Genomic DNA, 18,977 nt, shown 5'->3' on the forward strand with positions numbered 1-18,977 from the left:
GCGCGCCGGTTTCACAACCCATAAGTTTGCCATGGCTCTCTTGCAAATCGCCGAACCCGGCCTCTCTTCAGCGCCTCACGAACACCGGCTGGCCGTCGGTATCGATCTTGGCACGACCAACTCGCTCGTCGCGACGGTACGCTCCGGCTCCGCCGTTGTTCTTGGCGACCAGGACGGGCACACCCTGCTGCCGTCCGTCGTGCGCTACCACGAGAACGGCGCGACCACGGTCGGTCATCGGGCACAGGCCGAACAAAGCCGGGATCCGGCCAACACGGTCGTCTCGGTAAAACGGTTCATGGGCAGGGGAATCCGCGACATTCCGGACCCGGCCACCCAGCCTTACCGCTTCGTCGATGCGCCGGGAATGGTTCAAATCCAGACCTGCGCCGGAGTCAAAAGCCCGGTGGAGATTTCCGCGGCCATCCTCGCCACACTGCGCGAACGCGCCGAGGGGGCACTGGGTGGACAGCTGGCCGGCGCCGTGATCACCGTACCGGCGTATTTCGACGACGCGCAACGCCAGGCCACCAAGGACGCCGCGCGAATCGCGGGTCTGAACGTCCTGCGTCTGCTTAACGAACCCACCGCCGCCGCCATCGCCTATGGTCTGGACAACGCATCCGAAGGCACCTACGTGGTCTACGATCTTGGCGGGGGAACCCTCGACGTCTCGGTGCTGCGCCTCACCCGCGGGGTATTCGAGGTACTGGCCACGAGCGGCGACTCCGCGCTTGGCGGCGACGATTTCGACCATCGCGTTTACTGCTGGATACTTCAGGAAGCCGGCCTCTCCGGTCTTGGCGCCAAAGATGCGCGATTGCTGCTCACCCGGGCCCGGGAGGCGAAGGAAGCGCTCACCTCGAACAACGAAGCGCGCATCACCAGCCTGCTGTCCGACGGAATGGCCGTGGACCTGACGTTGGACGTCACCACATTCCGCGCCATTACCCGGCCCCTGGTCGATAAAACCCTGGTTCCGGTACGCAAGGCCTTGCGCGACGCCGGCATACGGGTGGGCGACGTGAACGGTGTCGTCATGGTGGGCGGCGCGACGCGGATGCCGCATGTGCAAAAGGCCGTGGAAACCCTCTTCGGCAAGGCCCCGCTGACCAATCTCGATCCGGACAAGGTGGTTGCGCTGGGCGCGGCGATCCAGGCCAACGTGCTGGCCGGCAACAAGCAGGACGACGAATGGCTGCTGCTGGATGTGATTCCCCTGTCGCTGGGCATCGAGACCATGGGTGGTCTCACGGAAAAGATCATTCCTCGCAATAGCACCATTCCGGTCGCGCGGGCTCAGGAATTCACCACCTACAAGGACGGCCAGACCGCGATGAGCATCCATGTCGTCCAGGGTGAACGCGAGCTGGTCAGCGATTGCCGCTCACTCGGCCAGTTCGTGCTGCGCGGCATTCCGCCAATGGTGGCCGGCGCCGCGCGCATTCGCATCACCTTCCAGATCGACGCGGACGGACTGCTGGCCGTTCATGCCCGCGAACAGACGTCCGGAGTCGAAGCCAGCATCGAGGTGAAGCCGGCCTATGGGCTTACCGACAGCGAGGTCACCCGCATGCTGACCGACTCGATGAGCCATGTCAAAGAAGACATCGAAGCCAGAAAACTGCGCGAAGCCATTGTGGATGCCGAGGCCCTGATCGGAACGACGCAGCGGGCCATCGAGCAGGATGGCGACCTTCTCGAGGCCGACGAACGCCGGCGGATCGACGAAGCCATCGCGCGCGCGCACGACGCCATTGCCACCGCGCGCACAAGGCAAATCAACGAAGCCACCGCGGCATTGAACAAAGCCACGGATACCTTTGCCGCGCGCAGGATGGATCGCAACATCCGCCGCGCGCTCAAGGGTCAGAACATCGCCCAATTGTGAGGAAACCCCCGATGCCCCGCATCACTGTTTTACCACACGCCGATCTGTGCCCGGAAGGCACCGTGATCGAAGACGCCGAGCCGGGCGTCAGCATCTGTGAAATTCTGCTCGAGCACGACATAGAAATCGAGCATGCCTGCGAAATGTCATGCGCCTGTACCACTTGCCACGTGGTGGTGCGAGAGGGATTCGCCTCGCTGGAAGAAGCCGACGAACTGGAAGAGGACATGCTCGACAAGGCATGGGGCCTTGAGCCCTCGTCCCGTCTGTCCTGCCAGGCCATCGTCGGCGACACGGATCTGGTAGTGGAAATCCCCCGCTACACCATCAACCATGCGCGCGAGCATCATTGAGAAAGGGTTGAGTGATGAAATGGACCGATATCGGCGAACTGGCCATCGAACTTTCCGAGGCTCATCCGGATGTGGATCCCCGCACCATTCGCTTTACCGATCTGCATAACTGGGTGATCGAACTGCCCGCCTTCGATGACGAGCATTCCCGCGGCGGCGAGAAGATCCTGGAGGCCATTCAGCAGGCCTGGATCGACGAGATGGACTGATCAGGACAACGCCTCCCTCGCGGAGGCGTTGTCATATTCCTTGCATGTTCCCGCGCAAACTCGTCTAATGTTGGAATATCGGTGTTGAAGAGTGCCAATCATGTTCCGTCTTACCATAGGTAACAAGAATTTCTCTTCGTGGTCGTTACGCCCCTGGCTGATTCTGAAAATGATCGGTGAGCCCTTCGAAGAGGTGATCATCGACCTGCGGTCCCCCGAGAGCCGGCTCTCGCTTTCCACCCTCACTCCCGCCGGCAAGGTTCCGGTTCTCCAAGACAAGCAACTGACGATCTGGGACTCTCTGGCCATCTGCGAATACCTGGCCGAATGCTTCCCCGGTTCCCATCTTTGGCCATCGGATCCGGCGGCGCGGGCCATCGCCCGTTCCATGGCCGCCGAAATGCATTCGAGTTTCTCCACCCTGCGCGGGCAAATGCCGATGGATGTCGCCTCGTCTCGCGAGTCGCCGGCCTCCACGCCGGAACTGGCCGCCGATATCGCCAGAATCGTGCATCTGTGGGAAGAGCAGCGCAGTCACTACCACCTCGCCGGCCCGTTCCTGTTCGGTTCGTTCTCCATCGCCGACGCGTTCTTCGCGCCTGTGGCCTTCCGCTTCAAGACCTATGGCGTCGTACTGCCCGAAGCGTCGCAAGGCTGGGTCGACCACATGCTCTCGCTGCCGGCCATGCAGGAGTGGGCGGAGGCTTCGGCCGAGGAGATCCGGGCCGGGGCATGACACGGCGGCTTTCGTAATGGCTCCGGCTCGCGGTCGCACGACGCCGCGGGATCGAACCGCCCCGCATTGCTGCGCATTTCGCGATGCAAGCGGTCAAGTGCCCGGAAAGTACGCACGGTCGCTGCGAACAGCAGCGCCGTGGCCGCAACCATTCCTCCGATCATGTGCCTCGTCTCCGTGAAAACCCTCATCATCGCGCTTCAGACCGGAGCCAAGCTCCCTCCCGAAGCAATGCCAATGACATTACCGTCGATCAAGGCAAAAAGCAACGGCCCCCGGCTCAAGCGAGCGAGGGGCCGTCTTGTCTTGCACAGGCCAGCGAAGCTGGCCCAAGACCGGATTACAGATCCTTGGCGTTCTCGGCGAGGTAGGAAGCCACGCCTTCAGCATCGGCCTTCATTCCCTTCTTGCCCTTGTTCCAGCCGGCCGGGCACACTTCGCCGTTCTCTTCGAAAAATTGCAGAGCGTCGATCATGCGGATGGCTTCATCAATGTTGCGGCCAAGCGGCAGGTCATTGACGACCTGATGGCGAACCACGCCATCCTTGTCGATCAGGAAGGTGCCACGATAAGCCACACCGCTGGCCTCTTCCACGTCGAAGGCCTGGGCCAGTTCGTGCTTGACGTCGGCAACCAGGGTGTAGCCGACTTCGCCGATGCCGCCCTTGTTGACCGGCGTATTGCGCCATGCGTTGTGAGTGAATTCGCTGTCGATGGAGACGCCGATCACTTCGACATTACGCTTCTTGAACTCTTCCAGACGATGATCGAAAGCGATCAGTTCGGACGGGCACACAAACGTGAAGTCCAGCGGGTAGAAGAACACGACGGTGTACTTGCCCGAAGTGGCGTCCTTGAAGCTGAAATTGTCCACGATCTGACCATTGCCCAGAACGGCGCCGAATTTCTTGTCGTCACTGCCAAAGAACGGGGCTTGTTTGCCTACGAGTACAGCCATGGGGTTCTCCTTTCAGGATTCGATTCGACGGATCCGGCCGTCAATAGGGGACCGATCCGATACCAAAGCGTGATTGTGAATCCCGCGGCCGACACCGGCCAATTGAAAATCAAAATGGTGTCCATTGACGCGGCCAATCACGCGAGGTGCGCATGCATCGCACACACCGACAACCCTAACAATATTGGGTTGCACAAGGATTTATTCAAGGTGTGTCACAACAGTCGAAATCCGTGAACCGCAACACCCGGCAAAAAAATACCCCGGCGCACCGGGGTATCGTGAAACACTTCCGCGCAAGGATCAGGCCGAGGGTTCGGCCTTCTGGCGCAGGCGCAGGTTCAGTTCGCGCAGCTGTTTTTCGTCGACGGCGCTGGGGGCCTGCGTCAGCAGACACTGGGCGCGCTGGGTTTTCGGGAAGGCGATCACATCGCGGATCGACTCGGCGCCGGCCATCAGCGTCACCAGGCGATCCAGACCGAAAGCGAGACCGCCATGCGGCGGCGCGCCGAACTTCAGGTTGTCCAGCAGGAAGCCGAATTTGCCCTGCTGTTCGTCCGGGGAAATCTTCAGCGCGGCGAAAACCTTCTCCTGAATCTCGGCGCGGTGGATACGGATCGAACCGCCGCCGATTTCCCAGCCGTTCAGAACCATGTCGTAGGCTCGGGCAAGACATGCGCCGGGGTCGCTCTCGAGCATGTTCTCATGCCCAGGCTTGGGCGAAGTGAAAGGATGATGGCACGCCGTCCAGCGGTCCTCGTCCTCGTCGTGCTCGAACATCGGGAAATCGACCACCCACAACGGCCTCCATTCCTTGACGGCGAAGCCCTTCTCGTGACCGATCTTGACGCGCAGCGCGCCAAGCGCCTCGTTCACCACCTTGGCCTTGTCGGCGCCGAAGAAGATCAGGTCGCCATTCTCGGCGCCGGTGCGCGCGAGAATTTCCCGCAGCGCCGCTTCGGAGAGGAATTTCACGATCGGCGACTGCAGGCCGCTGTCTTCGCCGTTGGTCGGACGGGACACATCGTTGACCTTGATGTAGGCAAGGCCCTTGGCGCCGTAGATCGCCACGAACTGGGTGTATTCCTCGATCTCCTTGCGGGACAGGGTCGCGCCACCGGGAATGCGCAAGGCGGCCACACGGCCGTTGGCCATGTCGGCCGCGCCGCGGAAGACCTTGAATTCCTCGGTCTTCATCAGATCGGTCAGTTCGGTGAACTTCAACGCAATGCGCATGTCCGGTTTGTCGGAACCGTAGTAGAACATGGCATCCTGATAGGTCATGCGCGGGAAGTCGCCAAGTTCGACACCCAGCACATCACGGAAGATATCGCGGGTCATCGACTCGGTGATATCCATGATCTCATTCTCGGAGAGGAAGGAGGTCTCGATATCGATCTGGGTGAATTCGGGCTGGCGATCGGCGCGCAGGTCTTCGTCGCGGAAGCACTTGGTGATCTGGTAGTAACGATCGAACCCGGCCACCATCAGCAGTTGCTTGAACAGCTGCGGCGATTGCGGCAGCGCGAAAAACTCGCCCGGATGCACGCGGGACGGCACCAGGTAATCACGGGCGCCTTCCGGGGTGGAACGGGTCAGCATCGGGGTTTCGATATCGATGAAACCCTGGCGGTCCAGATAATTGCGGACTCCCATCGCCACGCGGTAGCGCAGACGCAGGTTCTTTTGCATCTGCGGACGGCGCAGGTCGATCACGCGGTTGGTCAGGCGGACGTTTTCCGAGAGGTTTTCGTCATCGATCTGGAACGGGGGAGTGGCCGCCGTGTTCAGCACCTCGATTTCCTTGGCGAGGATCTCGATCTCGCCGGAAACCAGGTTGCTGTTGGTGGTGCCGGCAGGACGCTCGCGCACAATACCGGTAATCGACAACACGTATTCGTTGCGGCTGGCATCGGCCGTGCGGAACGCGTCGGGGGTATCGGGATCGATCACCACTTGCACGAGCCCTTCACGGTCGCGCAAGTCGATGAAGATCACGCCGCCATGGTCGCGACGACGGTGGGCCCAGCCTTTGACCGTCACGGTCTGGCCCAGGTATTTCTTGTCAATCAGTCCGCAGTAATCAGTTCGCATGTTGTCCTGCAATCAAATTCGAAAAATTGGTGTATAGCTTAACGCGCTTTCTCGCTCGGCGCCACGACGCCCATGGAAATCACGTACTTGAGCGCTTCGTCCACGCTCATGTCCAGCTCGCGCGTATCCTCGATGGGCACCATGATGAAATAACCCGAAGTCGGATTGGGGGTGGTCGGCACGTAAACACTGATGTATTCCCGACCATCCATCAACGCGGCGACGCCAGGACTCGGACGCCCGGTCTGGAAGGCCACCGTCCAGGCTCCCTGATGCGGAAACTGCACAAGCAGCGCCTGCCTGAACGCCTGCCCCGAATCGGACAGCAGTGTATCGCTGACCTGCTTGACGCTGCTGTAGATGGACTTGACCACCGGGGTGCGCGACAGCAAGGCTTCCCAGAAACGCAACAGACGCTGCCCCAGCACGTTCGCCGTCAGCATGCCCGTCACCAGAAGAATGGCGAGCGACAGCAGCACGCCCAGCCCCGGCACGGGGAATCCGAGCAGCCGGTCCGGGCGCCACTCGCGCGGCAGCAGGTTCAGCGTCTGGTCCAGCGTTCCGACGATCAGGTGCAACACCCACAAGGTGACAGCCACCGGCACCCATATCAACAAACCGGTGACCAAATAGCCCTTGAGGGTCATTTTGACTTTTTTCATGTCAGTGACAGCTTCCGCAGCCTCCGGTGCCGCAACTGTGCGCGGCGGGTTCGGACGGGGCGGATGCCCCCCCCTTGAAGTCGGTGGCATACCAGCCCGACCCCTTGAGCTGGAACCCCGCAGCGGAAATCAGCTTGCGGTATTGCGCACTGCCGCACGCGGGGCAGACCGCGATGGGCGCATCGCTGAGTTTTTGCAGGTGTTCATTCCGGGTCTTGCAGTCATCGCATTGATATTCGTAAATCGGCATCGATGTTTCCTTCCGCCAGCTTTGACATTGACATAATCTGCGCATATCCTGCCTGAGTTCCTGCAGGGGACCCCGGGCATCGACCCGGAATTAGATGGAGGCGGCGGGCCCATCCATCAATAGCGCCAGCAAAGTTCCAATTATATCCGACTGAGCTGCCCTGGAAAAATTTCCTAATGTTTTTTCATTGCACCGCAACATCCACTGTCTACGATGGATTCATGATCGAACCCTTTTCACTGCAGGAGGAATCACGATGGACGCAATCCGCAACAGCATCGCCGGAAAAAAAGGCCTGGTCGTCGGCATAGCCAACGAAAACAGTATTGCCTATGGATGCGCGAGGGTGCTTCGGCAAATGGGGGCGGAGCTGGCCATCACCTACCTGAACGAAAAAGCTGAAAAATATGTGCGCCCGCTCGCGGAGGATCTCCAGGCTCCGCTGATTCTGCCCCTTAACGTCGACGTTCCCGGCCAGCTCGATACCGTGTTCGAGCAGATCGGACAAACTTGGGGAACGCTCGACTTTGTCATTCACTCCATCGCTTTTTGTCCTATGGACGATTTGCACGGACGCGTCACCGACTGCTCGCTGGACGGTTTTTTGCAGGCCATGAAAATCTCCTGCTATTCCTTCATCGAAATGGCCCGGCTGGCCGAGCCGCTGATGCGCGACGGCGGCACGCTGATCACCATGAGCTATCACGGCGCCGACAAAGTGGTGGAAAACTACAACATCATGGGTCCGGTCAAGGCCGCGCTGCAGTCCGCCACGCGATATCTTGCCCATGAACTGGGCGGCAAGGGTATCCGCGTCCACGCGGTCTCCCCCGGTCCCCTCAAGACCCGCGCCGCCTCCGGCATCGCACATTTCGACACCCTGATCGACCAGGCCATCGAGCGGGCACCGCAAAACCGGCTGGTCGATATCGAGGACGTCGGCACGACCGCCGCCTTCCTGATATCCGATGCGGCCCGCGCCATGACAGGTGAAACCCTGTACGTGGACGCCGGCTTCAACATCATGGCGTAAGGACAACCACGATGATTCGCGACGACAACGCATTCACCGACATTCTCGAACAGGCCACCACTCTCGGTCCGCTGCCCATGGCAGTGGCCCACCCTTGCAGCCGTGAATCCCTGCTGGGTGCCGTCGAGGCGCAGGACCACGGCATCGCGGTTCCCGTTCTGGTCGCCCCCAAAGCCAAGCTGGCGACGGTCGCCCGCGAACTGGATGTCGACCTGGCCCGTTTCAATCTGGTCGACGTGCCGCACAGCCACGCGGCAGCAGAAAAAGCGGTCGAACTGGTGCGCGAGGGCTCGGCCGAAATCCTGATGAAAGGCAGCCTGCACACCGATGAACTGATGAGCGAAGTGCTGGCGCGCGGCACCGGCATCCGCACCGACCGGCGCATCAGCCATGTGTTCATCATGAAGGTGGAAAGCTATCCGCGCTACCTGTTCATCACCGACGCCGCGATCAACATCGAGCCCGATCTGATGGCCAAGCGCGACATCTGCCAGAACGCGATCGATCTGTGCCATGCACTGGATATCCGCTCGCCCAAAGTGGCCATCCTGTCGGCGGTGGAAACCATCACGCCGACCATCGTTTCCACGCTGGACGCCGCCGCGCTGTGCAAAATGGCCGACAGGGGGCAGATCAGCGGCGCGATTCTGGACGGCCCGTTGGCTTTTGACAACGCCATTTCCAGCGCGGCCGCCGACACCAAGGGAATCGTTTCCCAGGTGGCTGGCAATCCCGATATTCTGTTGGTGCCCGATCTGGAAGCTGGCAACATGCTGGCCAAACAACTGACTTATCTGGCGGCGGCGGCATCGGCCGGCATCGTGATGGGGGCCCGGGCGCCCATCGTGCTGACCAGCCGCGCCGACGACGCGAACGGACGCCTGGCCTCGTCGGCCGTGGCCAACCTGCTCGCGCACCGCCGCCGCACCCTTGGAAAAATCGCATGACCCGATCCTTGCTGGCGGTGAATGCCGGCTCCGCCACACTGAAATTCCGCGCCTACACGCCCGACGGGCAACAGCTCCTGGTGCGCGGCATGATCGACCGCTTCGGGGAAACAGGCAGCACGCTGACGCTCAGCGACGCCAAGGGCGCCCGCCTGACAAGCCGGTCCCTGCACGAAACAGGCAAGGATGCCGCCGTCGCGGCGATGATCAATGCCCTTGCCGATCAGGATCTGCAACTTTGCGCTGTCGCGCACAGGGTCGTGCACGGTGGCGATCGCTTCGCCCGACCGCAGCGCGTCACGGACATCGTCAGGGAACAACTGGAAGACTACGTGGCGCTGGCCCCGCTGCACCAGCCAGTCAGCCTCGGCGTCATCGATGCCTTCACACGGCTCGACGACCGTCTTGCGCAGATCGCCTGCTTCGATACGGCGTTTCATGCCGGGCAGCCCGAAGTCGCGACACGCTTCGGCATCGCCCGCCACTGGCATGACGAAGGCGTCCGGCGCTACGGTTTCCATGGCTTGTCCTACGCGTCGATCGCGCGCCGCTTGCCGGATCTGGGCCTGGAGGACGGCCGGGTCGTCGTCTGCCATCTGGGCAGCGGAGCCAGCGCCTGCGCCATCGCCAATGGCCAGAGCGTCGCATCCAGCATGGGGTTTTCCGCGGTGGAAGGGTTGATGATGTCGACCCGCCCCGGATCGCTCGATCCCGAGGTGGTGCTCTACTGGATGGAGCACGAGGGCATGGGAATCCGCGAGGTGCGCCGGGAACTGTACAAGAATTCGGGATTGTACGGAGTGTCCGGGCTGTCCGCGGACATGAGGGAATTGCTGGACAACCCGGCCCCCGAAGCGCGCGAGGCCGTCGAGCTGTTCTGCTACCGCACCGCGCGCGAGGTCGGTTCGCTGGCGGTCGCGATGAAGGGCCTGGATGCTCTGATCTTCACCGCCGGAATCGGGGAGCGCTCCCCGGAGATCCGCGCGCGCATTCTCAAACAACTGTCCTGGCTGGGCTTCGATCTCGACCACCACGCCAACCTCTCGCAGGCGCGTCGCCTGACCACGCTGCCCAGCCCCCGACATGCCTATATGCTCCCCACCGACGAAGAAGGGGAAATGGCACGGGAAGCGGGCGAACTCCTGGGCGCGGACCTCCTCTAGCCCCACCCAAAGCAAAGGGGAGGCCTGCGCCTCCCCCATAAACACAAAGAGCCCCGAAACGGAGCCTTTGCGTGGTGTTCCCTGGTACTGCGCCGATCAGGCCATGGCCTTGATCTGGGCGGACAGACGGCTCTTGTGGCGAGCTGCCTTGTTCTTGTGGAACACGCCCTTGTCGGCGATGCGGTCCAGAACGGATACGGAAGCCTGGAATACCACCTTGGCGGCGGCCTTGTCGCCGGCTTCGATCGCCTTCAGCACTTTCTTCACTGCGGTACGGAACGCAGTACGCAGGCTGGCGTTGTGCGCGCGCAGCTTGAGAGCCTGGCGTGCACGCTTGCGAGCTTGTGCGCTATTTGCCATGAAACTTTCTCCTGATGAGCGGAATCGTAAAACTCGCGATTTTAAGCGTTAACATCGCGTTTTGCAAGCGAAATACGGCATGCCTGCCTGAACAGTTTAGCGCAAACGGCCTATGAGCGGCGGCTTTTTGCTAAACTCTCACCTTTTGCCCGGCCCTTCTTCAGGGTGGATCATCGGATGAATCTTCTCAAGGTTTTGGTCAGTGTCAGCGGCATGACGATGGTATCGCGCATTCTCGGTTTCGCCCGGGACGCCATCGTGGCCAGGGTATTCGGCGCGGGCATGGACACCGACGCGTTTTTCACGGCGTTCAAACTGCCCAACATGCTGCGCCGCATTTTCGCGGAAGGCGCCTTCTCCCAGGCGTTCGTTCCGATTCTCGGCGAATACAAACACACCCGCAGCGAGGAGGAGACCCGTCAGTTCGTCGCCATGGTGACCGGCGCCCTGGGCGCCGTGCTCTTCGTCATCACCGCGCTGTGCATGCTCGGCGCGCCCGCGATCCTCTGGCTCACCGCTCCCGGGTTCTTTTCCAATCCGGGCAAGGCGGAACTGACCATCAGCCTGCTGCGCGTCACCTTCCCCTATATATTGTTCATTTCGCTGGCCTCGCTCGCCGGCAGCGTGCTCAACAGCTGGAACCGCTTCTCCGTGCCGGCCTTCACGCCCACCTTCCTGAATCTGTCGTTCATTGTTTTCGCGCTGGGTTTCACCCGCTATTTCCACCCCCCGGTCATGGTGCTGGCATGGGCGACCTTCGCCGGCGGGTTGATTCAGCTGGTCTGGCAATTCCCGTTCCTCAAAAAGATCGGCATGCTGCCGATGCCCCGCCTCTGTCTGTCCAATGAAGCGGTCTGGCGCGTGATCCGTCAGATGGGTCCGGCCATCCTCGGTGTATCGGTGGCTCAGGTATCGCTGGTGATCAACAGCAACATCGCTTCCTTCCTTAAACAGGGCAGTGTCTCGTGGATGTATTACGCCGACCGGCTGATGGAGTTCCCGACCGGCGTGCTGGGCGTCGCGCTGGGCACCATCCTGTTGCCATCGCTGTCCAAGCATGCGGCGCGCGACTCCTCCGAGGCGTTCAGCGCACTGCTCGACTGGGGAATTCGCCTGACCCTGCTGCTGGCCGTGCCGGCGACGGTGGGACTGGGCGTGCTGTCGGCCCCGCTGGTCAAGACATTGTTCATGTATGGCAAATTCAACCATCACGACGCGCTGATGACGCAACAGGCGCTGATCGCCTACTCCGTTGGCCTGCTCGGACTGATTCTCGTGAAAGTGCTGGCACCGGGCTTTTACGCCCGCCAGAACATCAAGACCCCGGTCCGTATCGCCATCGTCACCCTCATCGCGACTCAGGTCATGAATCTGGTGTTCGTGTTTCCCTTGCAACACGCGGGGCTCGCCCTCTCCATCGGGTTGGCATCCTGCCTGAACGCCGGCCTGCTCTACCGCACCTTGCGCAAACACGATATCTACCATCCGCAACCGGGCTGGGGACGCTTCCTCGGCCAGCTCGTCCTGGGCGTCGCCCTGATGGCGGTGGCGCTGATCGCATGCCAGTGGATACTGCCGATCGACTGGTCCGGCCACGCTCTGGCCCGTGTCGCCTGGCTGAGCCTGCTCATCGCGATCGGCGCCACCGTTTATTTCGCCACGCTGTTCGCGGCAGGCATCCGCCCGCGCCATTTCATGCGCCGTGAAGCCTGAGCCAACGGCTATAGTGAGTACCGGACAAAGAGGAAAACATCCATGAAGAATGAACAGAAACCGGAGTTTTCTCCGCTGGGCAAGAAAGTCGAGTATCAGGATCAATACGATCCCGCGCTGCTGTTCCCCATTCCGCGCAAAGGCAAGCGCGATGAAATTGGCGTAAATGAAGATGCCTTGCCTTTTTTCGGTGTCGATATCTGGAACGGTTTCGAACTGTCGTGGCTTAACGCCAAAGGCAAACCCCAGGTGGGCATCGCGACCTTCCGCATTCCGGCCGATACCCCGAACCTGATCGAGTCCAAATCCTTCAAGCTGTATCTGAACAGCTATAACCAGACCCGCGTGGCGTCGGTGGAGACACTGGTCAGCCAGTTGACCATGGATCTGTCCAACGCGGCGGGCCGGCCCGTCGAAGTGAGCGTCGCCCTGCCACGAGACTTCTCCCGCGAAACCATCGCCGCGCTCGATGGCGAGAGCATCGACGACCTGGATATCGAGGTGAGCGACTACCACCCCGATCCGTCAAGACTGAACGCCGATCCGGCCAGGATCGTCGAGGAAACCCTGACCTCCGATCTGCTCAAGTCCAATTGCCTTGTGACCGGACAACCCGACTGGGGCAGCGTGCAAATCCGTTACCGTGGACCGAAACTGGACCGCGAAGCCCTGCTGCGCTACCTGATTGGATTTCGTCAGCATAACGAGTTTCATGAACAGTGCGTAGAACGTATTTTTACGGATATCATGAGAATCTGCCGTCCGGAAACCCTGACGGTTTATGCCCGCTACACCCGGCGTGGTGGACTGGATATCAACCCCTACCGCTCGAATCATAAAGACCGCGAACCGGCCAATATCCGTACCGCCCGCCAGTAAACGGAGGTACCCCATGCAGGAACAGTTTTATCGCGATCCCTATCAGCGTGTCCTCGAAACCCGCGTACTTCGCCACGACGAGCAGGGCCTGGTGCTGGAAGACACGCTGTGCTACCCGCTCGGCGGCGGGCAGCCCGGCGATTCCGCCACGATCCGCGCGACCGGCGTCGAACTGAAAGTCACCGATACCCGCCGCGACAGGGAAAGCCGGGAAATCCGCCATCAGGTGCCGGACGCCGGCGGCCTCCTCCCGCCGGGCACGGCGGTGTCGCTGGAACTGGATTGGGAGCGCCGCCACCGGCACATGCGCATCCACACCTGTCTGCACCTGCTGTCCGTGGTGATCCCCGTTCCCGTCACGGGCGGCAACCTCAACGACGAAACCGGGCGGCTGGACTTCAATCTGCCGGAGGGCATGGAACTGGACAAGGCGGTCATCGAAGAGGGGATCAACCGCCTGATCACGGAAAACCATCCGGTGGAAATCATCATGACCTCGGGTGAAGCGCTCAAGGCGCAGCCGGAGCTGATCAAGACGATGTCGTGCACGCCTCCGCTCGAGCTGCCGGAGATCCGCCTGGTGAACATTCCCGGGGTGGATCTTCAGCCCTGTGGCGGCACGCACGTGGCGCGCACCGGGGAAATCGGCCGCGTGGAAGTCCGGAAAATCGAGAACAAGGGCGCGCGCAACAAGCGCGTCGTCATCGCTCTGGCCTGACAGATCCGGCCGCCGACCGGCGGCCGGGATAAGCCATGCTCAGACGGCCACGGTGACGGCCGGATTCGAGGCGTCCAGCACGAAGCGCTCAAGCCGCTCGCAATGGGGCCCGAAAAGATCCGCAAGGTAGTCGAAACCGGGCTGCGGTGACGGAAATTCGCCTGAGGGCCGTTCGCTCACGAAGATGATGTCGCGTGTTTCCGCGGTGAGCTTGTGCAGGTCCGATTCGATCCAGTTCATCGCGCGGCATACCACGCGCCTCGCGCCATCCACCCAGATCACCTCCCCCGGCAGCGCCTCTTGAACCTGATCCTTACCCAGCGGCACGAACGGTTCGCCCCCCTTCGCGCAATCCAGGGTCAGGCCGCCTCGCATGGTGTGCACGTTTTCTCCGCCAAACGGACTGAAAGCGAGCAGGGAAGCCATATTGTACACGTCAACGGGCGGAAGAATCGGGCGCAGCTTACCCTTGCGCGCGCATTTGATCAGGTATTCGATCGAACTGCGGGCCGCCTTGTCGCACGGCAGGCTTTTGTAGAGCTTTTTCCAGCGGTCGATCAGTTCGGCCCCTTCGGTCTCGCCCAGCGAAGGCGGCGCGAAAGGCAGCTTTGCCAATGACTCAAGATCGATCGCGCGAGCGTACATCGCGTGCACCGACATCTCGGGCAAAACAGTCAACAGGGCATCGGACAAAGACAGCTTCATGCGGGGTATCTCCGTAAAACAAGTCATTGGTACAGGCCAAATCCTACATCCGGCCTACCCGCTGCCCAATCGGACGATTCCGATCCATGACAGCCGGCGGCAGTCAGCGCTTGGCCAGCGCCGCCTTGATTTTCTGATCCGTCTTGTACTGGCTCAGGGCATAAGCCGACCAGATCGCGGCGGGAATCCAGCCGATCAGGGTCAGTTGCAGCAACAGGCAGAACAGGCCAGAGAACGGACGGCCGATCGTGAAAAACTGCAACCAGGGGATGAAGATGGCGAGGAGGAGGCGCACGAGCTTGAACCTTTTCGGGGATTCGCGATGACGGTTATTGTCGCGCACTCCCTCTCAAGACGAAAGTCCCCTCAATCGGCGAAAACGCGTACGGGATGCCCGGCGTCCAGCACACAGCGCTCGATCGAGCGGCAATGCGGGGCAAGCGCGATACGGAGAAAATCCAGCGCCGCGGCAGCGGAGGCATCCTCCCCGCCCAGACGCTCTCCGACCAGCGCGAGGTGGCAATGCGCCCCCAGCTCCGCCTCGCCGGTATCGCCGCCCCAGCTCATCGCCGTCACCTCCCGGTGGGTGATGGCCTCCCAGCGCAGTTCGCCCGCGCGTGCTCCGGCGGGAAAATCCCATAACGGCCCATCCGTATCGTCCTCGCCGGCCATTTTCAGGATCAGTGAATCGCGCGCCGTAGAAGAGCCGCGCATAGCGAACGGGGTCAAACCGAACAGAGCGGCCGCCTGATAAAGATCCAGTCCGGCCGGCGCGGCGGGCTGCGTCTGTCCGGTGCGGGATTTTTTCGCGGAGCGCCGCGCCGCGCGGCAGGTTCGCTGCACCGGACCGGCATCGCACTCCAGTTGCGGCGGTTCGACGCGGAAACGTCGCAACGCGGCCATATCGATCGCCCGAACAAACAGGGCGTGAACATTGACGCCGGGCATCGCACCCAGCACGGTTTGGGACAGGGCCAGTCTCATCGCGTATATTTCCTTCAAGTGATAGGTTTTTTCTTTCAACCCACACGAGAGATGCTAATCGCGAGACAAGGAGCGGCCGATCGGACACTTCCTAAAGTGACGGAGAACGCGCGGTTCGATGAGGGTAAACACCCCCGGCCGCCGAACCGCCAACCGGGGGAGATCGCATGGTTCAGGCTTCGCCGTTGCGGCTATCGGGCAAAGCCGCGGGAGCGGACGGATCGCCCGCGCCGATCAGGCGGCGGATCCGGCTGCGCAGACTGTCCATATAGGTGTAGACCACCGGAACCACGATCAGGGTGAGCAAGGTGGACGTCACCAGACCGCCGATGATGGCATGAGCCATCGGGCCTTGCGTTTCGGAACCCTCGCCATGGCTCAGCGCCGCCGGCAGCATCCCGAAAATCATCGCGAACGAGGTCATCAGGATCGGCCGCAGTCGCACGCGCCCGGCCTCGATGATGGCCGCCTCGCGCGCCATGCCTTCGCGCCGGGCCTGATTGACGAAGTCCACCAACAGGATGCCGTTCTTGGTCGCAAGCCCCATCAGCATCACGATACCGATCACCGAGAACATGTTCAGCGTGCTGCCCCACAGGAACAGGGCGACGAACACCCCGACAAAGGACAACGGCAGCGCCATCATGATGGTGATCGGCAGGGTAAAGCTGCGGAACTGGGCGGCCAGGATCATATAGATGAAGCAGATACCCATGCCCAACGCCTGCAGCGCATACCCAAGCGACTCCTGCATGTCCTTGCTCTGCCCGCTTTGCGCCAGCGTCACACCCGGCGGCAGCTGCAACGACTTGGTGAGCGACGCGATATCGGCGAACACCGAACCCGGATCGCGGCCGCTGATATTGGCCGTCACCGCGATCTCGCGCTGCAGGTCCACGCGATCGATCTGCCGGGGGGTCGTATCCTTTCGCGCCTGGGAAACCGTCGACAGGGGCACCATCGCGGCGCTACCATCCTTGTCGCGGTTGCCGGCCACGGTCAGAACGTCGAGCATATCCTGATTGCGCAGATTCTTGGGAATCTGCACCCGAACATCGTAGCTTTCGCCGTCTGGCGCCTCCCAGTTGGTCACGACATCGCCGGCCAGCATGGTCTGCAGGGTCGTTCCGACACGGGACAGGTCAATGCCCAGCGATGCCGCATCATCGCGCTTCACGTCGATGCTCAGCGCCGGATCGGCATCGGTCAGACTGGACTGGATCTCCTTGACACCCTTGATCCCCGCCAGCTTGTTCGACACGATATCGGCCGCCCGGGCAAGCTCGGTGATGTCGGAGCCGCGCAACGCGACATAGACGGGTTTCCCGCCTCCGCCCCCGCCGCCGCCTTCGTTTTCCCGAATCGAGGACACCTCCACACCCGCCACCTTGCCCACATTCTTGCGGGCGTCGTCCATCAGGGCGAACAAAGAGCGCTTGCGCGAATCCTTGGTGCCGACATCGACCTCCAGTTCGCCTTCGGATGCGGTGCTGGACATATTGCCGTTGCCGACGGACAGGCTGATGCTCTTCACCTCAGGTATCGCCCGCACCAGCACTTCCAGCTCACGCCCTTTGGAGGTGGTGTACTCCAGGGTGGAGCCGGGCGCCGTTTTGTACGTCAGAACGAACTGCCCCGAATCCTGGCGCGGCATGAACTCCCCGCCCACCAGCGGCACCAGGGCGAAACTGCCCACCGTGACGAGAATGGCGGAAAACACCACGGTCTTGCGGTGACCGAGCGACCAGCGGATCAACTTCTCGTAATGCACGCCAAGGCGGTCGAGCGATCCTTCGAACCAGTCGAGCAGACGTCCGAACGGACCCTTGTGCTTGTCGCCATGATGATGCGGATCGTGCCAGATCGACGAGAGCATCGGGTCGAGCGTGAAGCTGACCAGCATCGAAATCAGTACCGCCACCGTGACGGTCAATCCGAACTGGTGGAAAAACTTGCCGATCACCCCGCCCATGAAACCGACGGGCAGGAACACCGCCACGATGGTCAGGGTTGTCGCGAACACGGCAAGGCCAATTTCGTTGGTGCCGTCCAGCGCCGCTTGAAAATGGCTCTTGCCCATCGCCGCGTGGCGCACGATGTTTTCCCGGACAACGATGGCATCGTCGATCAGGAGGCCGATCGACAACGACAGCGCCATCAGGGTCAGCAGGTTCAAGGTGAAGCCGGCGGCCCACACGGCGAACATGGTGCCGATCAAGGCCACCGGCAGTGTCAGGCCGGTGATCACCGTGCTGCGCCAGGATCCCAGGAACAGGAACACGATCAGCACCGTCAGCAGCGCGCCTTCGATCAGCGCGGCCTGCACGTCCTGGAGCGAACGCTTGATCGCCCGCGAATCGTCGTGGCTGATGTGCACCTTGGTGCCGGGCGGCATCTCGGCCTTGAGCGTACCGATCATCTTGTGCACGCCGTCGGCGACGCCGATCAGGTTGGCGCCGCGCGCCGCGCGGAACGACACCCCGACACCGGGCGCGCCGTCGATCAGCGACACGCTGTTGCGATCAGCCTCCGCGTCCTCCACCTGCGCCACGTCCGACAAGCGGATCGGTGAGCCGTTCCGGTAGCCGACGTTCAGGTTGGCGAAATCATCGACGTTCTTGATCTTGCCGGTGATCCGCACCGCCAGGTCATTGCGCGCCGTCGACACGCTCCCGGCCGGATAATCCTTGTTGGCGTTGCGGATGGCGTCCGATACGTCGGGAATCGACAGCCCCGCGGCCTCGAGCCGGTACGGATCGAGATTCACGCGGATTTCCCGGTTCACCTGACCGAAGATACGGATGCGCCCCATCCCGTTGATGGACTGCATGCGTTTCTTGAACACCTTGTCGACCCAAGTGCTGAGGACTCGCGGGCTGACCTCGGAGTTGCTCAGGCTCAACACCATGAACGGGTTGTCGTTGGGGTCGGCCTGCGATACGGAGGGCGTTGAAATTTCCCGGCGCAGACGGCTTTGCACGCCGCCCATGCGGTCGCGGACATCCTGGATCGCCTGGGCGGGATTCACACCGAGTTGGAACTGCACCACGACTTCGGACTCGCCAGGCATCGAGTAGGAGCGGATGCTCTCGATGCCACTGACCGTGTTGACCGCCTCCTCGATCTTGCGGGTCACCTCGTTTTCCACGACCTCGGGCGACGCGCCGTCATATGTCGTGGAAATCACCGCCACCGGAAAGCGGATATCCGGAAACTTCTCCACCGACAGGTTCAGCCAGGCATAACCGCCGAGCACGACCAGCGCCATCATCAGCACAGCGGCGAAATAGGGATTGCGCACACTGACACGGGTTAACCACAT

19 protein-coding genes are annotated in these 18,977 nt (G+C 61.8%); 10 read left to right on the plus strand and 9 right to left on the minus strand.

The genetic code is table 11. The annotated features are described in order from the left end of the window. Positions 1–31: 31 nt before the first annotated feature. From hscA to JNO50_RS16275, 4 genes are all read left to right on the plus strand, one after another. Positions 32–1,891: a Fe-S protein assembly chaperone HscA gene (hscA, locus tag JNO50_RS16260; RefSeq protein ID WP_189531374.1), complete on the plus strand. Its 1,860-nt coding sequence runs from the start codon at positions 32–34 to the stop codon at positions 1,889–1,891. Between the two features lie 11 nt (positions 1,892–1,902). After that, positions 1,903–2,244, plus strand: coding sequence for an ISC system 2Fe-2S type ferredoxin (gene fdx / locus JNO50_RS16265; RefSeq protein WP_189531376.1), 342 nt, complete (start codon positions 1,903–1,905; stop codon positions 2,242–2,244). A 14-nt stretch (positions 2,245–2,258) separates the two neighbouring features. Next, positions 2,259–2,453: a Fe-S cluster assembly protein IscX gene (gene iscX / locus JNO50_RS16270; protein ID WP_189531379.1), complete on the plus strand. Its 195-nt coding sequence runs from the start codon at positions 2,259–2,261 to the stop codon at positions 2,451–2,453. Positions 2,454–2,553: 100 nt separating this feature from the next. Further along, positions 2,554–3,189, plus strand: coding sequence for a glutathione S-transferase family protein (locus tag JNO50_RS16275; protein WP_189531381.1), 636 nt, complete (start codon positions 2,554–2,556; stop codon positions 3,187–3,189). Positions 3,190–3,529: 340 nt separating this feature from the next. On the opposite strand, the gene JNO50_RS16280 is transcribed toward JNO50_RS16275, so the two are convergent. From JNO50_RS16280 to JNO50_RS16295, 4 genes are all read right to left on the minus strand, one after another. Continuing rightward, complete coding sequence (locus JNO50_RS16280; protein WP_189531383.1) at positions 3,530–4,147, minus strand: peroxiredoxin; 618 nt, start codon at positions 4,145–4,147, stop codon at positions 3,530–3,532. 303 nt (positions 4,148–4,450) lie between these two features. Further along, on the minus strand, positions 4,451–6,241 hold the full coding sequence (gene aspS / locus JNO50_RS16285) for an aspartate--tRNA ligase (RefSeq protein WP_189531384.1): 1,791 nt from the start codon (positions 6,239–6,241) through the stop codon (positions 4,451–4,453). Between the two features lie 38 nt (positions 6,242–6,279). Next, complete coding sequence (locus JNO50_RS16290; protein ID WP_189531386.1) at positions 6,280–6,903, minus strand: DUF502 domain-containing protein; 624 nt, start codon at positions 6,901–6,903, stop codon at positions 6,280–6,282. A 1-nt stretch (position 6,904) separates the two neighbouring features. Further along, positions 6,905–7,153 (minus strand): FmdB family zinc ribbon protein, encoded by a 249-nt coding sequence (locus tag JNO50_RS16295; protein ID WP_189531388.1) that lies wholly within the window; start codon positions 7,151–7,153, stop codon positions 6,905–6,907. Positions 7,154–7,409: 256 nt separating this feature from the next. On the opposite strand from JNO50_RS16295, the gene fabI reads away from it, so the two are divergent. The 3 genes from fabI to JNO50_RS16310 are packed head-to-tail and all read left to right on the plus strand — an operon-like array spanning position 7,410 to position 10,296. Then, the gene (gene fabI, locus JNO50_RS16300; RefSeq protein WP_189531390.1) at positions 7,410–8,186 is read left to right on the plus strand and encodes an enoyl-ACP reductase FabI; all 777 of its coding nucleotides are present in this window, start codon (positions 7,410–7,412) and stop codon (positions 8,184–8,186) included. An 11-nt stretch (positions 8,187–8,197) separates the two neighbouring features. Beyond that, entirely contained in the window at positions 8,198–9,133 is a 936-nt protein-coding gene (locus JNO50_RS16305; protein ID WP_189531391.1) for a phosphate acetyltransferase, read from the plus strand. Beyond that, positions 9,130–10,296, plus strand: a complete 1,167-nt coding sequence (locus tag JNO50_RS16310) for an acetate/propionate family kinase (protein WP_189531393.1) — start codon at positions 9,130–9,132, stop codon at positions 10,294–10,296. The genes JNO50_RS16305 and JNO50_RS16310 overlap by 4 nt, the downstream gene beginning before the upstream one ends. Before the next feature lie 96 nt (positions 10,297–10,392). On the opposite strand, the gene rpsT is transcribed toward JNO50_RS16310, so the two are convergent. After that, positions 10,393–10,656: a 30S ribosomal protein S20 gene (gene rpsT, locus JNO50_RS16315; RefSeq protein WP_189531395.1), complete on the minus strand. Its 264-nt coding sequence runs from the start codon at positions 10,654–10,656 to the stop codon at positions 10,393–10,395. 177 nt (positions 10,657–10,833) lie between these two features. Between rpsT and murJ the strand changes: the two genes are divergently transcribed. From murJ to JNO50_RS16330, 3 genes are read left to right on the plus strand one after another with little or no spacing between them, the layout of a single operon-like run. After that, positions 10,834–12,369 carry a murein biosynthesis integral membrane protein MurJ gene (gene murJ, locus JNO50_RS16320; RefSeq protein ID WP_189531397.1) on the plus strand — a complete coding sequence of 512 codons (1,536 nt, stop codon included), beginning with the start codon at positions 10,834–10,836 and terminating at the stop codon, positions 12,367–12,369. A 42-nt stretch (positions 12,370–12,411) separates the two neighbouring features. Then, complete coding sequence (queF, locus tag JNO50_RS16325) at positions 12,412–13,248, plus strand: NADPH-dependent 7-cyano-7-deazaguanine reductase QueF (protein WP_189531399.1); 837 nt, start codon at positions 12,412–12,414, stop codon at positions 13,246–13,248. 13 nt (positions 13,249–13,261) lie between these two features. Continuing rightward, a complete protein-coding gene (locus JNO50_RS16330) occupies positions 13,262–13,966 on the plus strand; it encodes an alanyl-tRNA editing protein (RefSeq protein WP_189531401.1) in 705 nt (234 codons plus the stop codon). A gap of 39 nt (positions 13,967–14,005) precedes the next feature. Here JNO50_RS16330 and JNO50_RS16335 read toward each other — a convergent pair whose 3' ends face one another. The 4 genes from JNO50_RS16335 to JNO50_RS16350 all read right to left on the minus strand — a co-directional run bounded on the left by JNO50_RS16335 (position 14,006) and on the right by JNO50_RS16350 (position 18,977). Beyond that, entirely contained in the window at positions 14,006–14,671 is a 666-nt protein-coding gene (locus JNO50_RS16335; RefSeq protein ID WP_189531404.1) for a B3/B4 domain-containing protein, read from the minus strand. 103 nt (positions 14,672–14,774) lie between these two features. After that, positions 14,775–14,966 carry a YqaE/Pmp3 family membrane protein gene (locus JNO50_RS16340; protein WP_189531406.1) on the minus strand — a complete coding sequence of 64 codons (192 nt, stop codon included), beginning with the start codon at positions 14,964–14,966 and terminating at the stop codon, positions 14,775–14,777. A gap of 71 nt (positions 14,967–15,037) precedes the next feature. Continuing rightward, positions 15,038–15,655: a hypothetical protein gene (locus tag JNO50_RS16345; RefSeq protein ID WP_189531407.1), complete on the minus strand. Its 618-nt coding sequence runs from the start codon at positions 15,653–15,655 to the stop codon at positions 15,038–15,040. 172 nt (positions 15,656–15,827) lie between these two features. Next, entirely contained in the window at positions 15,828–18,977 is a 3,150-nt protein-coding gene (locus JNO50_RS16350; protein ID WP_189531409.1) for an efflux RND transporter permease subunit, read from the minus strand.

Origin of the sequence: Paludibacterium paludis (genome assembly GCF_018802605.1) — a bacterium.
In the GTDB taxonomy this organism is placed as follows: domain Bacteria; phylum Pseudomonadota; class Gammaproteobacteria; order Burkholderiales; family Chromobacteriaceae; genus Paludibacterium; species Paludibacterium paludis.

What these genes read in the sequence shown, in the direction of transcription:
- fdx (WP_189531376.1), top strand. Translation starts at nt 1,903, where the DNA reads ATGCCCCGCATCACTGTTTTACCACACGCCGATCTGTGCCCGGAAGGC.
- aspS (WP_189531384.1), bottom strand. Translation starts at nt 6,241, where the DNA reads ATGCGAACTGATTACTGCGGACTGATTGACAAGAAATACCTGGGCCAG.
- JNO50_RS16335 (WP_189531404.1), bottom strand. Translation starts at nt 14,671, where the DNA reads ATGAAGCTGTCTTTGTCCGATGCCCTGTTGACTGTTTTGCCCGAGATG.
- queF (WP_189531399.1), top strand. Translation starts at nt 12,412, where the DNA reads ATGAAGAATGAACAGAAACCGGAGTTTTCTCCGCTGGGCAAGAAAGTC.
- JNO50_RS16305 (WP_189531391.1), top strand. Translation starts at nt 8,198, where the DNA reads ATGATTCGCGACGACAACGCATTCACCGACATTCTCGAACAGGCCACC.
- JNO50_RS16330 (WP_189531401.1), top strand. Translation starts at nt 13,262, where the DNA reads ATGCAGGAACAGTTTTATCGCGATCCCTATCAGCGTGTCCTCGAAACC.
- murJ (WP_189531397.1), top strand. Translation starts at nt 10,834, where the DNA reads ATGAATCTTCTCAAGGTTTTGGTCAGTGTCAGCGGCATGACGATGGTA.
- JNO50_RS16295 (WP_189531388.1), bottom strand. Translation starts at nt 7,153, where the DNA reads ATGCCGATTTACGAATATCAATGCGATGACTGCAAGACCCGGAATGAA.
- fabI (WP_189531390.1), top strand. Translation starts at nt 7,410, where the DNA reads ATGGACGCAATCCGCAACAGCATCGCCGGAAAAAAAGGCCTGGTCGTC.
- rpsT (WP_189531395.1), bottom strand. Translation starts at nt 10,656, where the DNA reads ATGGCAAATAGCGCACAAGCTCGCAAGCGTGCACGCCAGGCTCTCAAG.
- iscX (WP_189531379.1), top strand. Translation starts at nt 2,259, where the DNA reads ATGAAATGGACCGATATCGGCGAACTGGCCATCGAACTTTCCGAGGCT.
- JNO50_RS16345 (WP_189531407.1), bottom strand. Translation starts at nt 15,655, where the DNA reads ATGAGACTGGCCCTGTCCCAAACCGTGCTGGGTGCGATGCCCGGCGTC.
- JNO50_RS16310 (WP_189531393.1), top strand. Translation starts at nt 9,130, where the DNA reads ATGACCCGATCCTTGCTGGCGGTGAATGCCGGCTCCGCCACACTGAAA.
- JNO50_RS16350 (WP_189531409.1), bottom strand. Translation starts at nt 18,977, where the DNA reads ATGTGGTTAACCCGTGTCAGTGTGCGCAATCCCTATTTCGCCGCTGTG.
- JNO50_RS16290 (WP_189531386.1), bottom strand. Translation starts at nt 6,903, where the DNA reads ATGAAAAAAGTCAAAATGACCCTCAAGGGCTATTTGGTCACCGGTTTG.
- JNO50_RS16280 (WP_189531383.1), bottom strand. Translation starts at nt 4,147, where the DNA reads ATGGCTGTACTCGTAGGCAAACAAGCCCCGTTCTTTGGCAGTGACGAC.
- hscA (WP_189531374.1), top strand. Translation starts at nt 32, where the DNA reads ATGGCTCTCTTGCAAATCGCCGAACCCGGCCTCTCTTCAGCGCCTCAC.
- JNO50_RS16275 (WP_189531381.1), top strand. Translation starts at nt 2,554, where the DNA reads ATGTTCCGTCTTACCATAGGTAACAAGAATTTCTCTTCGTGGTCGTTA.